11 protein-coding genes and 1 pseudogene are annotated in these 13,098 nt (G+C 51.0%); all 12 read right to left on the reverse strand.

Going from position 1 to position 13,098, the window contains the following annotated elements; all coding sequences use genetic code 11:
- Positions 1-155 precede the first annotated feature (155 nt).
- Entirely contained in the window at positions 156-650 is a 495-nt protein-coding gene (locus tag AC3WQH_RS13875) for a hypothetical protein (RefSeq protein ID WP_327953396.1), read from the reverse strand.
- A gap of 184 nt (positions 651-834) precedes the next feature.
- Complete coding sequence (locus AC3WQH_RS13880; RefSeq protein ID WP_005835599.1) at positions 835-1,884, reverse strand: LLM class flavin-dependent oxidoreductase; 1,050 nt, start codon at positions 1,882-1,884, stop codon at positions 835-837.
- A 267-nt stretch (positions 1,885-2,151) separates the two neighbouring features.
- Positions 2,152-3,537: an amino acid permease gene (locus AC3WQH_RS13885; protein WP_005830611.1), complete on the reverse strand. Its 1,386-nt coding sequence runs from the start codon at positions 3,535-3,537 to the stop codon at positions 2,152-2,154.
- A gap of 401 nt (positions 3,538-3,938) precedes the next feature.
- The gene (locus tag AC3WQH_RS13890; protein WP_005830613.1) at positions 3,939-4,718 is read right to left on the reverse strand and encodes a sensor histidine kinase; all 780 of its coding nucleotides are present in this window, start codon (positions 4,716-4,718) and stop codon (positions 3,939-3,941) included.
- 43 nt (positions 4,719-4,761) lie between these two features.
- On the reverse strand, positions 4,762-5,508 hold the full coding sequence (locus tag AC3WQH_RS13895; protein ID WP_025844687.1) for a response regulator transcription factor: 747 nt from the start codon (positions 5,506-5,508) through the stop codon (positions 4,762-4,764).
- A 7-nt stretch (positions 5,509-5,515) separates the two neighbouring features.
- Entirely contained in the window at positions 5,516-6,406 is an 891-nt protein-coding gene (locus AC3WQH_RS13900) for a VanZ family protein (protein ID WP_221843747.1), read from the reverse strand.
- A 277-nt stretch (positions 6,407-6,683) separates the two neighbouring features.
- The gene (locus AC3WQH_RS13905; protein ID WP_327920896.1) at positions 6,684-7,499 is read right to left on the reverse strand and encodes an alpha/beta hydrolase; all 816 of its coding nucleotides are present in this window, start codon (positions 7,497-7,499) and stop codon (positions 6,684-6,686) included.
- On the reverse strand, positions 7,496-8,524 hold the full coding sequence (locus AC3WQH_RS13910; protein WP_492332094.1) for an ABC transporter substrate-binding protein: 1,029 nt from the start codon (positions 8,522-8,524) through the stop codon (positions 7,496-7,498). Before AC3WQH_RS13910 ends, AC3WQH_RS13905 begins: the two co-directional genes overlap by 4 nt.
- 61 nt (positions 8,525-8,585) lie before the next feature.
- Positions 8,586-9,776, reverse strand: a complete 1,191-nt coding sequence (locus AC3WQH_RS13915; protein WP_492332095.1) for a helix-turn-helix domain-containing protein — start codon at positions 9,774-9,776, stop codon at positions 8,586-8,588.
- 437 nt (positions 9,777-10,213) lie between these two features.
- Positions 10,214-10,438 (reverse strand): ABC transporter substrate-binding protein, encoded by a 225-nt coding sequence (locus AC3WQH_RS13920; protein WP_005830628.1) that lies wholly within the window; start codon positions 10,436-10,438, stop codon positions 10,214-10,216.
- Positions 10,439-10,805: 367 nt separating this feature from the next.
- Complete coding sequence (locus tag AC3WQH_RS13925) at positions 10,806-12,350, reverse strand: malate:quinone oxidoreductase (RefSeq protein WP_429776198.1); 1,545 nt, start codon at positions 12,348-12,350, stop codon at positions 10,806-10,808.
- 433 nt (positions 12,351-12,783) lie between these two features.
- Positions 12,784-13,026: pseudogene (locus AC3WQH_RS13930) on the reverse strand (ATP-binding cassette domain-containing protein); the annotation flags it as partial.
- Between the last annotated feature and the right edge of the window lie 72 nt (positions 13,027-13,098).

The following is a 13,098-nucleotide window of genomic DNA, read 5'->3' on the forward strand; positions in this document are numbered from 1 at the left end:
TCCAACTAATGAAATAGGTATTATTGCCCACCTAGGAATATACCCTACTTTCCAGTTCTTTGAAACCGTTAATTCATCCGATTCTGGAAAACGTGCCTATTCGCCTATTTTTTCAGTACAAAGTCAGACATGACGACTTTTTCCCACTGTATCCCTTATGGTTTTACATTGGTGTAAAGCGTGACAGAGCCGTTATGTTCGATTACCGCCTTCAAATGAAAGTTCATTTCTTTGGGCTGCAAATACTCGTCGTGCAACTGCTGATATCGCGGGTCGCCTTTGGCTTTTGCCGCCTTGATGTAGTCTACGGTGTCCGGGTCTTTCTCGAAGTTTTTATATTTCACCTGATACCCGAAAATGGCTTCCACTTTTCCATCGACGGTTTTTTCCTCGTAGTCGGACAAAGTAAACGCCAGCAGCTCATAGTAGGGCGAGAACGCCTTTTTGCATTCCTCCACCATATAGCTGGCGATTTTGTTCTGGTTTGCGGAGATGTCTATCGTCTGATTCAACGCAGCACCGGCATCAGCCGCGGCCGGAGCTTCTTTCGGCGCTGGCAAGGCGTTCTCCTGTACAGTTTCCTCCGGGGCGCAGCCGCTGACAAAAGCTGCGAAAAGCATGCAAAAGCACGTGACGACCACTTTTTTCATAGGAAGCCCACCTTATTTGCTTTAATGATTGGTTACAAGGTAGACGTTCCTGGCGTACGTTACGTCTCGTACTATCCAAATAAAAAAAGGTGGAGCATCTGACTGCTTCCACCTCATACAATCTGCCTTTTTGCTCGTTACGAGGACTCCCCAGACAGAGCAGACCACGCTGCCGACGGCTGGTTCACTCTGCCGCTTCCCACTTTGCCACTTCTTCGCGCACGCGCGGCGCCACCTCGGTGCCCAAGAGCCGAATCGCCTGCATGACCTGATCGTGCGGCATCGTGCCTACAGGAACGTGCAGCATGAACCGGGTGATCCCGACCTGTTTGCGCAGGTGAATGATCTTCGCCGCTACGGTTTCCGGGTCGCCTACGTACAGCGCGCCTTCAAAGCTTCTGGCCGCGTCAAAGCTCGAGCGGTCGTAGTGCCCCCAGCCGCGCTCCCGTCCCAGGACGTTCATGACTTGCTGGGTAGACGGGAAAAACTTGTCGGCTGCCGTCTCCGTATCCCAATCGATGAAGCCGTGCGAGTGGGAAGCCACCCGCAGCTTGCGCGGATCGTGACCGCCTTTGATCGCTGCGCGCCTGTACAGCTCGACCAGCGGCGCAAACTGCACTGGGCGGCCGCCAATGATGGCGAGAACGAGCGGAAGCCCCAGCAGTCCGGCCCGAATGACCGATTGCGTGTTGCCGCCACTGCCGATCCAGACGGGCAGCGGGTCCTGGACAGGCCGCGGATAAATCCCGAGATTTTGGATGGCAGGCCGATGCTTGCCGCTCCAGGTCACCTTTTCCGACGCGCGGATTTTCAGCAGCAGCTCCAGCTTTTCTTCGAACAACTCATCGTAATCGTTCAAATCATAGCCGAACAAAGGAAATGATTCGATAAAAGACCCTCTCCCGGCCATGATTTCTGCGCGTCCGTTCGAGAGCGCATCGAGTGTCGCAAAGTCCTGGAATACACGAACCGGGTCAGCCGAAGACAGCACCGTCACCGCGCTCGTCAGTCGAATCCGCTTGGTCTGTGGCGCAGCCGCCGCAAGCACCATCGCGGGAGAAGACGCAGCAAAGTCTTTCCGGTGATGCTCGCCAACGCCAAACACATCAAGCCCTACCTGATCCGCCAGCACAATTTCCTCGACCACTTCCCGCAAACGCTGCGCATGGCTGATAACCTCGCCGGTTTGTGGGTCCGGCGTCGTTTCGACAAAGGTGCTTACCCCTATTTCCACGCAAAAAGCCCCCTTACTGTTTCGCATTTTTCTTCCAGTGACACACGTAGCTTCTCACCAAATAATATCTTTATTTTAAGATTCTCGAACTTAAATTTCAACCCTGCAACTGCACCGCCTCTTTTTCCCGCACAGATTAGAAAACTTGGCTGCGCCAAGCCATTGGCGAACCTCGAAGGTTAGTTGCCCTGATACTGGATAATTTTTATCTGCACAAAAAAATAGGGACATCGTCGCCAATGTCCCTATCTGTTGCCCAAACGATTATTACCGCTTGGCGTTCCCGTCCTGCTCATCGAGCGGAACCGCCTTGCCAATGCCAAAAGCGTAAAAGCTGATCGTCATGATGCCCAGGAACACAATCCCGGCAATCAGCGAGATGCGTGTTTCATCGTTAATCCACATTCCGACCAGTACCATCAGCAAAAAGGCAATCGTGACGTAGTTGGTCAGTGGAGCAAGCGGCATTTTGAACGGATGATCGCGCAGCTCTGCCGCTCTTTGCTTGCGGAAGCGGATTTGGCTGATTAGAATGACGAACCACGGAACCATTCCAGGCAGCACGCTTGCGCTGTACACATACACAAACAGATTTTCCGGCGCGATATAGCTCAAAATCACGCCGACGCCCAAGCCGATCAGCACGCCGATCGTTCCCAGAAGCGGCACGCCGTTATGGGACAGCTTGGTGAAAATTTTCGGAGCCTGTCCGTTCATACCGAGCGTATAAAGCATGCGACCCGCACTGTAAATACCACTATTACAGCCGGACATCGCTGCGGTGATAACGACAAAGTTAATCAGTCCAGCCGCTGCCGTAATCCCGATTTTCGCAAACGTCGCCACGAACGGGCTGCCAATCGACTGCAGTTGATCCCATGGGTAAACGGTTACAATAACAAAGATTGCACCGATGTAGAAAATGAGAATACGCCAGATGATGCTTTGGATCGCGCTCGTCAACGTTTTCTTTGGATCTTTTGCCTCACCAGCCGTAATCCCGATCAGCTCGACCCCTTGATAAGCCCCGATTACCAATGATAAAGCGAAGAAAAAGCCTGTCCAGCCGCCAGCAAAAAAGCCGCCGTGTTCCCACAGGTTCGACAATCCGATTGCGTTGCCGCCGTTGCCGATTCCGAAGAAAATCAGGCCAAATCCGGCGATAATCATCAAGACGATCGTAACAATTTTAATCATAGCGAACCAAAACTCAAATTCACCAAACGATTTAACGGAGAACAAGTTCGCTGCCCCGAGAATCAGCATGGCAATAATCCCGGGAATCCAGGCCGGCAAATCCGGGAACCAGTACTTCATGTACGTCCCGACGGCGATAATCTCCGCCATCCCCACGACGACCCACTGGAACCAGTTGCTCCAGGCCGTCAAGTAACCAGCCAAGGGATGAATGTACTTGTAGCCAAACGTCGCGAACGACCCGGTGCTCGGCTCTACATACAGCATTTCCCCCATGGCGCGCATGATAAAAAATATAAAAATTCCTACAATTGCATAAGCAAGCATTACGGATGGACCCGTCCATTGAATCGTGCTTGCCGAACCCATAAAGAGCCCTACGCCAATTGTACCGCCCAATGCGATCATTTGAATGTGGCGCGTTTCCAGACCCCTTTTTAACTCTTTCTTTTCCACTTCGGTTCTTCTTCCTCTCTGCTTTGGCTAGCTGTATTTGCGAAAAAGCTGTAGAGTACTACCTAATCGTACACATCATGAGCAGGCGATCATTTTTACTTGATAAAAAAACGTTCTCCTGCATCATGTCGTGCTTCTAATAAAGCATTCCTAATAGTTGGTAAGATTATTCTTCTCCCCCTTTTAGCGTGCTTTACTCCAGAAACACTTGTTTATTGTAATATGTTTTTCTGATAATAACAATTATATTCACTAGAAAAACAGTTGGTAAATCAATATATTCAGACTTATATAAAATAAAAAATATGTGATAGATAAAATAAATTTCTGTGGTCCAAACCTCCCACAAACCCGCATAAAAAGACACCCTGCACAGGTGTCCCGCTTCCCTACATGATTATCTACAAAGTAATCTCTACTACAGTTCCGCGTCCTTCCTCGCTGTTGATGACGATCTCTCCCTGATGCGCCTTGATGATATCGTGAGCAATCGCCATGCCCAGCCCGGAGCCTTTATGCGCATCGCCCGTGTTCGTCCCCCGGTAGTAACGGTCAAAAATCCGGTTCAGCTCTTCTTTTTTAATCCCTTTTCCATCGTCCGCAATCGTAATGCGCACGCGTTCTTTCTTTTCAACGCTCACCGTAATCTTTACCCCGTCATCGTTGTGGACGAGCGCGTTGTAGATCAGGTTGTTGATCGCCCGCCACATCAAGATTTCATCTGCCTCTACGGGGATGTACTCTTCGCTGAACGCAAATTCGATGTGGCAGTTGGCGTACTTCGGGTCGTTGAGGATGTCAATCACGATGCTGCGCAAGAGCGTGACCATGTTGACCGTCTTCCGCTGCAGCGACAGCTCTTTGTTCCTCAGCCGCGTCGTCAAGTTCAGGTCTTCGATGACCTCTTTGATGTACACTGACTTTTTCTCGATAATCGCTGCATACTCCCTGATTTCGTCCAGCGTAAAATGATAGTCCGGGTCGCGCAGCATTTCCGAGTGCAGGATGACCTGGTTGTCGTAAAAAATCACGTACCGACTGAGATTCGGGTTTTCCATTCCGATGAAGTAGCTGTAGCGCCTGTCTGCGCTCGCCTTTTCCCCTACGAACACGGTCGTATCGCCATTCACTTCCTGGTACTTGTACATTTGAATCATGTCTGCTGGCGTATAATGCTTCATCACGCCTGCGGGCACCCGATAGCCCCACACTTCGTTGCCGTTTTCATCGAGAATCTGAATCCACGCGTTCTTTTTTTGCAGCGCATCTTTTCCTTCTGGTGTCAGCGTGAATGTACCCCAAGCCTTTCATCGTAATCAAATACTTCGGCTGGTCCTCGATTTTTTCCCGCAGCCTGCGAATGTGCACCATGACGGTGTTGTCGATTCCGATAAAATCCTCGCCCCAGACCGTGTCATACAGCTTTTCCTTGCTAATCACTTTGTTGACGTTTTCCAGAAACACCTTCATCAGCCCAAGCTCTTTCGGCTTTAACTCAATGGCAACGCCGTTCTTTAACAGCTCTGCTTTTTGCGGATTCAACTCGATGGGGCCTGCCTTTAGCACAGGGTCTGCTTCCTCCACAGACTCTGCTGCGGCATAGTCTGCTCGCCTCAACTGCGCCTTGACGCGGTAGGCAAGCTCTTTCGGGCTGAACGGCTTTGTAATATAGTCGTCACCGCCGATGGCAAAGCCGAGAATTTTGTCAATTTCCTCCGTTTTCGCCGAAATGAACAAAATCGGCACCTTCGAGATGCTTCTCATTTGTTTGCATACGTCATAGCCTTCCCCATCGGGCAGCATGATGTCCAGCAGCACGAGATCCGGCTTCTTTTCCTGAAATTGAGCGAGGCCGTCTTTGGCCGTCGCAGACGTATAGACGTGTTCGATGCCTTCTTTTTGCAGTACCGTTTTAATGAGCCTCAAAATATCTTCTTCGTCGTCAATGATTAACACCTTTTTTGCAGACATCTCGGCTTCACCTCCTCAACTGCCCAACCTTTTTATGTGAGAGTATGCCTGACCGCTCCCCATTTATCAAGCCGGGCTTGTTCACCGATAGCGAAAATGCGCAGAAGAGCAAAGCTTTCCGCGAAGGCGTCTCTCCCTGCGGATCGGCAAGCTTGAAGCGCAGCAGGTTCGTCCCTATCGTTTTGCCGCCCCACAGGACTGGAAGCGCAAAGTAGACAAGCAAAAAGCCCACAGTGGTGCAGAGCATCTCAATCAGTTCATTTGCCGTAAAAAAGCCAATCGTGACAAACAAGACTGCCTGAATCGCAAAATAATCGACCCACACTGCCAGCAACTGCGACAGTGGCGGAACCCGCTCGCTTTGCCGGATTTTGGCCGTTTTCGCCAGCAGCGTTTTTTTCGATGGAAACAGGGCGAGGATAATCGGGCCAATCCAGTAGCCAAACAGCGCTCCGCTGCTGTTCAGCATCAAGTCGTCTACGTCAAAAATGCGATACGGGCAATTGTAGATGCCGTAAATTCCGGTGACCTGCGTGACCTCGTAAAACAGGGACAGGGCAAAGCCGAAAGCAAGCGCTCGCTTCCAGTGCCGTTTTTCTTGCCAAAAATAGCGCAAGTAGACGCCAAAAGGGAGCAGCAGGAGAAAGTTGAAGGTTGCTTGCCAAAAGGCGCTCTGCTGAAAAACCTGCATGTACGTGGTCGGATTGGACCAGACGATTGAGCTGGCCGCAAGCGTATCGCTGACAAAGGAAAAGGGCACAAGCGAATAGTACACCGTATCCGCTGACTGGTGCGCGCACGTATCCCGCGTCTCCGGGAGCGGCAAAAGCACAAGAAACAACGCGGACAACATATAGTACATAAACGAGTAGGCCACGACAGAAGCCCACAGGCTCACATAGCCGTACTTCGGTAGCTGTAGATCAGCCACGGGATTACAAGCACAAATTCGAGCAGGAAAAAAGCGATAAATGCGGTTTGAATCGGGATCAAGTATGCCGACATGCTGCACCTCGTTCGATGGTCATGGACGCGCGTTGGCTCCCGACGCACGCCCACCTGGATGATTCGTCTGTACGATAGACTTTACAAAAATTATCATAGACGGTTGCTGTCATGCAATAAAAAAAGGTTCGGCTGTCATTTTCTGCTGACAGCCGAACTACTGATTCGCGTTATGTGTTTTCTTTTCCGGACCACAAAAACCGCGGCAGGCGGCTGAGCATGGCGGGCAACACCGTCACATGATCTTCTCTGGCGAACTTGATCCATTCCAGACGAAGCCCCTGCTCTTTGAGCGGACTCAACCCCCGGGCGACCTCTTCCGCGCCTTCGAGCATATCCTCCAGCTCATCTGCCCCGATCGTCAGCAGCAGATGACGCTGTTCCTCGCGCTGCCAGCCCGCTTTGAACTGCTCCATTTCCTTGAGCACCTCGTTGTCGGCCCACCAGACGGAAGGGCTGCCCGCCGCATAATGCGTAAACAGATGCGGTCTGGTGAACAAGGCGTGCAGCGTAAACAGTCCACCGAGGGAATGTCCGACAATCGCCTGTCTGGCCGGATCAATCGGCCACTCCTTGGCGATAGCTGGCATCAATTCTGTTTCCAGAAAATCGAGGAAGTCGTCTGCTTCGCCATGCGGCGGCCACGGTGAACCGTCAGGCCGTTTCGGAAGCCCTCCTTCGCTGGCCTGCATCGTAAAGTCGCGGCAACGCCGCTCCATGTCAAACGGCTCCCTGGACGGATAGCCAATGCCAATCACCAAGATCGGGTCGAAGCCCTTCGGCTTGCGCGTCTGCAGCTTGACCGCCTCTGCGAGCGTCTGAAACAGCGCATCTCCGTCCAACGCGTAGACGACTGCGTAACCGCTCGGCGGCGGCTCGTCTTTTGGCGTGGCAATCAAAATCCGGTAGTCGAGTTGCCTGCTCGACGTCATCTCGTACTCAAAGCAACGCTCTGCAATATGAGGTCTTTCTGTCATTTTGTTCATGGCTGAAGGAACCTCACTACATCGTCCATCACTTTGCTTTGGGCAATAAATCCGCCACTCAGCCAGTAATCATTGGACGTCTCGAAGACGCGACCGTTTTTCACTGCCGGAACGTTTTTCCACACTTCGCTTTCCTTCAACTCTTTTACAAAGCGATCCCCCTGATTGCCGTCGTTCACGAGGAAAATATAATCGGCATCCAGCTCAGGCAAAATTTCCAGGGACACTTCAAAAGCGCCGCCTTTCACCAGGCTGCTTGGCTCGAAGCCCAGCTCATGCGCGAGCACATAGCCGCTGAAATAGTCGCTATTCATGAAAAACATGCCTTTGGCATTAAAGCGGATGATTGCAGCTTTTTTCCCTTTTGTGATTCCTTCCAGCTTGGCTTTTGCTTTTGTGACCTTGTCGGCGTAGTCTTTGATCGCTTGCGCTGCCCTGTCTTCCTCCCCCAGCAATTTGCCCAGTTCGCGAATCGAGCTGTTCAAATCGGTGGATGCACTCTTGAACACATACGTAGGCGCGATTTTGGCATATTGCTCGTACACGCCGTTCTCCACTGCATACGCATTGTGCAAAATAATCAGGTCCGGCTGCGATTCCAAAATCGCTTCAAAAGAAGGCTGTCCGCCCGCAAAACTGATCTGCGGCACGCTGCCGAGCTGATCTTGCAAATATTCCTGCGGGCTTACGCCGTTCGACCATTGCCGTACAGGCTTGATACCCAGCGTGAGCAAAGAATCCTCCATGACCGGAGCAAAAACTTTGGTCGGCTTCGCTGGAATCGTCACCTCATGCCCAAGCTCGTCTTTGACCGTCAGCGGGTAGATGCTCGCCTGCTCAGCCTTGCTCTTTTCCGCGTCTGCCGCATTGTTCTGTGCCGCTGTCTCCTGTTTGCTCGCCTGCGCCTCGGGTGCATCCGCATTCGTCCCGCATGCAGCCAGCAGTCCGGATACAAGCAACAAGGCTGACAGCAGGGCCAACGGTTTGCGAATGCGTCCCCGCCCTTTGTTTCCCGCGTTTATCATCAAAAAAGCTCCCCCTCCAAGTGATAACGATTCTCACATGAAGGAATTATAAAGCAATCCGCTACGTGACTCCATGGACTGGAACAGGTGAAGGGGCTGGATTTTTCCCTGTTAGCATCAAGGTAGCCTCTTCCATCATCCGGTTCATTGCCAGAGCGGAATATTCGAACCACGGGTTGGAAGGAATGACGTACATCTGCCCGTTCTTGACCGCATTCAGCCCCCGCCATTGCGTGTGGTACTGCAAGGACAGCCAGTACCTTCTGGTGCTTGCGTTCGGACAAATCAACAGCAGCAGCCTGTCAGGATTGAACTGCGCCAACTGGTCGAGCGTAATCTCTTTGTTGGACAACTGCTTTAGCTCCGGGATCGTCGCAAGCGCCAGGTCCCCGTAAAGCATGTCGCGAATCCCTCTGTTGCTGTAGAGGTAGATTTGCTCGCCCGATATGCGAAGCGTGATGAATACATCCGCCCCGACTGCCTGGCTCACGCTCTCCCTCGCCTCCGCCGCCCTCGTCTCATAGTCTGCTATCCATTGTTCACACACGGATTGCCTGTCTACGACTTCGGCCGTTTGCCGAAGTTGCTCCCGCCAATCCGCCGCTCCGATTTCGACGCATTCGATCCCGGAGCTGAGCAGTTGCTTTCGAACCATCGGATCGTGTTCATGGTGCAAAATTAGCATGTCCGGCTTGGCCGACATCAGCTTCCGGAGACTTTCTTCGTCCAGGTCGGCTTCTGGCGAGCTCAGATGGACCTTGATCTGCTCTTGATAGTAGTAGTGGTAATACGGGCTCCACTTCGGATCAAGCGGTGCGGCAACCGGAACGACCCCCAGCACGAGCAGATTGCCGATGGCAGCCGCCGAAGTGACGACTACCCGCTTTCTCGTGTCCCTGCTGTATGCAGAAGGCGAAACCCCGACTACTTTTTTAAACTTTCTGCTGAAGTAAAACTCATCGTGGTAGCCGACCTTGCGCGCGATTTCGCGCATATACAAATCGGAATCGCGCAAAAGCTGCTTGGCGTGGCCGATGCGCAGCTCCGTCAAATAGTCCATCACGCTCTGTCCGTACGCTTTTTTGAACGCCTCACCAAAATAATTGGGACTAAGCCCCGCCAACTGCGCCAAGCTCTGGATCGACATCTGCTCCGCAAAACGGCTGGCTATGTACTCACGCACTTCATCCAACGACATGTGCGGCGCATCCGTGCTTCCTGCTTCGCTATGGTTCCGCTCATTACTGAACATGCACAGCCACCTCCTGCACTTTTCAACAATGATGTTTATGCGAACGCGATATTGATAATCATTTTCATAATTGTAGCACAGGATAGCTGCTTTGGGACGGCAATCTTCCGAATCGCTTCAGACGTGTCGCAATAAAGCAGGCAAAGCAGGGATGAGCTTCGTTGGCCGCAAGTGCCTGTCTCCTTTTTATGAAAAATACCAGGGGCTTATCTATCACAGAAAAAGGGACTGCGACGCCAAGTAGTCTGCGCCCTCCGGCTGATGCAAAACCGCTGCTTTTTTGTACGTGTGCAAACGCAGCTTTTCAACGATTGTTTTCGTCATGCCAATCCCCTTTCGATTTGCCGGGCGATCTGTTCCACACAAAAAAGCCGCTCGCACAACCGGGCGTCGATCCGTCCCCGTGGCATGAGCAGCTTCTTCGGTTGTCGTTTGCTTTATTTCTTGTCAGCCTTCCCCGCCCCGGCCATGATCTGAACGATTTCATCGAGCAGCATGTCCAACGTAATCGGGTCGTCGAAGTTGAATTTGCTGTCCAGCGTGTAGACGCGGCCTTGCTGGACGGCCGGAATCGTTTTCCACAACGGGCTTTCTGTCAGTTGCTTCTGGTGGACGCTTGTTTCATCACTGCCGTTGGTCAAAAGAAAAATATTGTCCCCCATGACTCCACCCCTTGGATATTGGCGCCGTGCATGTCTACGCCACATACGGCATTGCCCCGAAAAACACGCGTTTTGCAAGTCAGCGTTTCTCAAGGCTCCCGTCTCCACGCAAACTCTTCTGAAGTGTCTTTCGCCGCTTTGCAGAAACGATTTTAGTTCATGGATGGTTAAGTCTTGATCTGTTACCATGTAACGCCTCCTCTCCCCCTGCGTTTTTGACTGCACGCCATGCTATCTTTGCAAAAATTCTTCGAGGCTGATCTGCCGCTTTTCGTAATCGGCGCCAAAGACAAGCTGAAAAAAACGGCCTTCCCCCTACAAATCGCAGGGAAAAGGCCGCTTCGCTCGTATATTGATTACTGGCTGGCTACCGGGCGACAGCTACTTTTCTGTCCAGCCCCAGCACCTGTGCTGTGTAAGAGTGAATTTCATGCAACAACTCTGGATTGTCCATCAATGACACGCCATAAGAAGGAATCATTTCTTTGATTTTGACTTCCCACTCGTTAATATGCTGCGGGAAGCATTTTTTAATGACCTCAAGCATGACGGACACGGCAGTGGAAGCTCCCGGAGAAGCACCCAGCAACGCTGCAATCGAGCCGTCCGACGCCGTAATGACTTCGGTACCGAACTGCAGTGTTCCTTTTCCGCCTGCCTCGGTGTCTTTGATAACCTGCACGCGCTGGCCGGCCACGACCAAATCCCAATCCTCGCTCTTCGCGTTCGGGATAAACTCGCGCAGCTCTTCCATGCGCTGCTCTTTGGACAGCATGACTTGCTGGATCAGGTACTTCGTCAACGACATTTCTTTCGCGCCTGCTGCCAGCATTGTCAGCACGTTGTTCGGTTTGACAGAAGTAATCAAATCGAACATGGAGCCGGTTTTCAGGAACTTCGGCGAGAACCCGGCAAAAGGCCCGAACAGCAACGACTTCTTGCCGTCGATGTAACGTGTGTCCAGATGCGGAACAGACATTGGCGGAGCGCCAACCTTGGCTTTTCCGTAAACTTTTGCATGATGCTGCTCCACGATATCCTGGTTTTTACAGACCATAAAGATACCACTTACCGGGAATCCGCCAATGCGCTTCCCTTCCGGAATACCGGATTTTTGCAGCAAATGCAGGCTTCCGCCACCGCCGCCGATAAAGACGAACTTCGCCTTATGGCGTTGGACGATGCCGTTCTTGAGATTTTTCACTTTCAATTCCCAAGAGCCGTCGCTGGTACGTTTAATATCATCAACACTATGCTCATAGTTTACTTCCACGTTTTTCGTCTTCAGGTGGTCAAACAACATCCGCGTCAACGCCCCAAAGTTCACATCCGTTCCGGAGTCGATCTTTGTGGCTGCGATCGGCTCATCCGAGGAACGACCCTCCATCACGAGCGGAATCCATTCCTTCAGTTTTTCCGGGTCATCCGAAAACTCCATGCCCTGGAACAGAGGATTCTTGGACATCGCTTCGAAACGTTTCCTCAAGAAAGAGACATTTTTCTCCCCTTGCACCAAGCTCATATGAGGCAACGGCATGATAAAATCTTGCGGATTGCTAATCAGCTTGCTTTTTACGAGATAAGACCAAAACTGCATGGAAACCTGGAACTGCTCGTTGATCTTGATTGCCTTGCTGATGTCGATCGTTCCGTCTTTCTTTTCTGTTGTGTAGTTCAGCTCACAGAGTGCAGCATGCCCCGTTCCGGCATTGTTCCATTCATTAGAGCTTTCCTCTCCCGCTCTGGAGAGCTTTTCGAATACTGTAATTTTCCAGTCTGGTACTAATTCTTTCAGCAGTGACCCTAGAGTCGCACTCATGATGCCGGCACCAATTAAGATAACGTCTGTTTGCATTTGTCTGTTACTCATGTTTACCGTCCTAACTCGCTGGTATTTGGAGAAAAGATGCAGGCGGCTCCTGATCTGGCCCCGTTGCAAGTCAGGGTGCTACCTAGTACACACCTTTTCTGGAATAATTACAACCTGTTATATAGTGTATCACTTTTATCTTTAGAATAAAATATTTGCTATATATTGATAGTTATATGCTATTAAAAGGCCCGTAAAGTGTCGGAATGATATACTTTTTATAGGGAATGTGTTGGCAATTTGTGTAAAAAAACTCATGGATAGACAAAAACCAAAGCTTTTACCCGGTTGCTGCACGGATGTCGCTTTGGTTTATAGCGGATTTGTTACGAGGTCTTTATTTCTTCCTAAGTCAGTATATTGCAATTGTCGCTTTTTGTGCCACTACTAATACGTTTTGCCACACTGCTCATCGGGCTTCGTGGGACATTTCTTTCATGTTTTCACAAAACGGGATATTCGGGCAACCTCTTCTTCACGACAGTGAAATCACTCTGCCACATTCTCCCGCAACGTACTCATCATGAGTGACGATAATAATCGTTTTGCCTTTATGATTCAGTTCCTTCAGAAGCTTCACAATTTCATTGCGGTTGTCGACGTCCAATGATCCTGTCGGTTCGTCGGCAAGGATGAGGTCGCATGGCTTTAACAATATCCTCGCAATTGCCACCCGTTGTTGCTCCCCGCCCGACAAACCGTATGTTTTTTGCTTGAGCCTTTTGCAAAATTAGGTTTTCGTTTAAAAAATGAAGTTTAATGGTACGTAAAGTGGGAAATGCCACTTTTA

This window comes from Brevibacillus sp. FW301-21C12A, from assembly GCF_058788915.1.

What these genes read in the sequence shown, in the direction of transcription:
- AC3WQH_RS13875 (WP_327953396.1), bottom strand. Translation starts at nt 650, where the DNA reads ATGAAAAAAGTGGTCGTCACGTGCTTTTGCATGCTTTTCGCAGCTTTT.
- AC3WQH_RS13890 (WP_005830613.1), bottom strand. Translation starts at nt 4,718, where the DNA reads ATGAAGCATTATACGCCAGCAGACATGATTCAAATGTACAAGTACCAG.
- AC3WQH_RS13895 (WP_025844687.1), bottom strand. Translation starts at nt 5,508, where the DNA reads ATGTCTGCAAAAAAGGTGTTAATCATTGACGACGAAGAAGATATTTTG.
- AC3WQH_RS13905 (WP_327920896.1), bottom strand. Translation starts at nt 7,499, where the DNA reads ATGAACAAAATGACAGAAAGACCTCATATTGCAGAGCGTTGCTTTGAG.
- AC3WQH_RS13910 (WP_492332094.1), bottom strand. Translation starts at nt 8,524, where the DNA reads ATGATAAACGCGGGAAACAAAGGGCGGGGACGCATTCGCAAACCGTTG.
- AC3WQH_RS13915 (WP_492332095.1), bottom strand. Translation starts at nt 9,776, where the DNA reads ATGTTCAGTAATGAGCGGAACCATAGCGAAGCAGGAAGCACGGATGCG.
- AC3WQH_RS13920 (WP_005830628.1), bottom strand. Translation starts at nt 10,438, where the DNA reads ATGGGGGACAATATTTTTCTTTTGACCAACGGCAGTGATGAAACAAGC.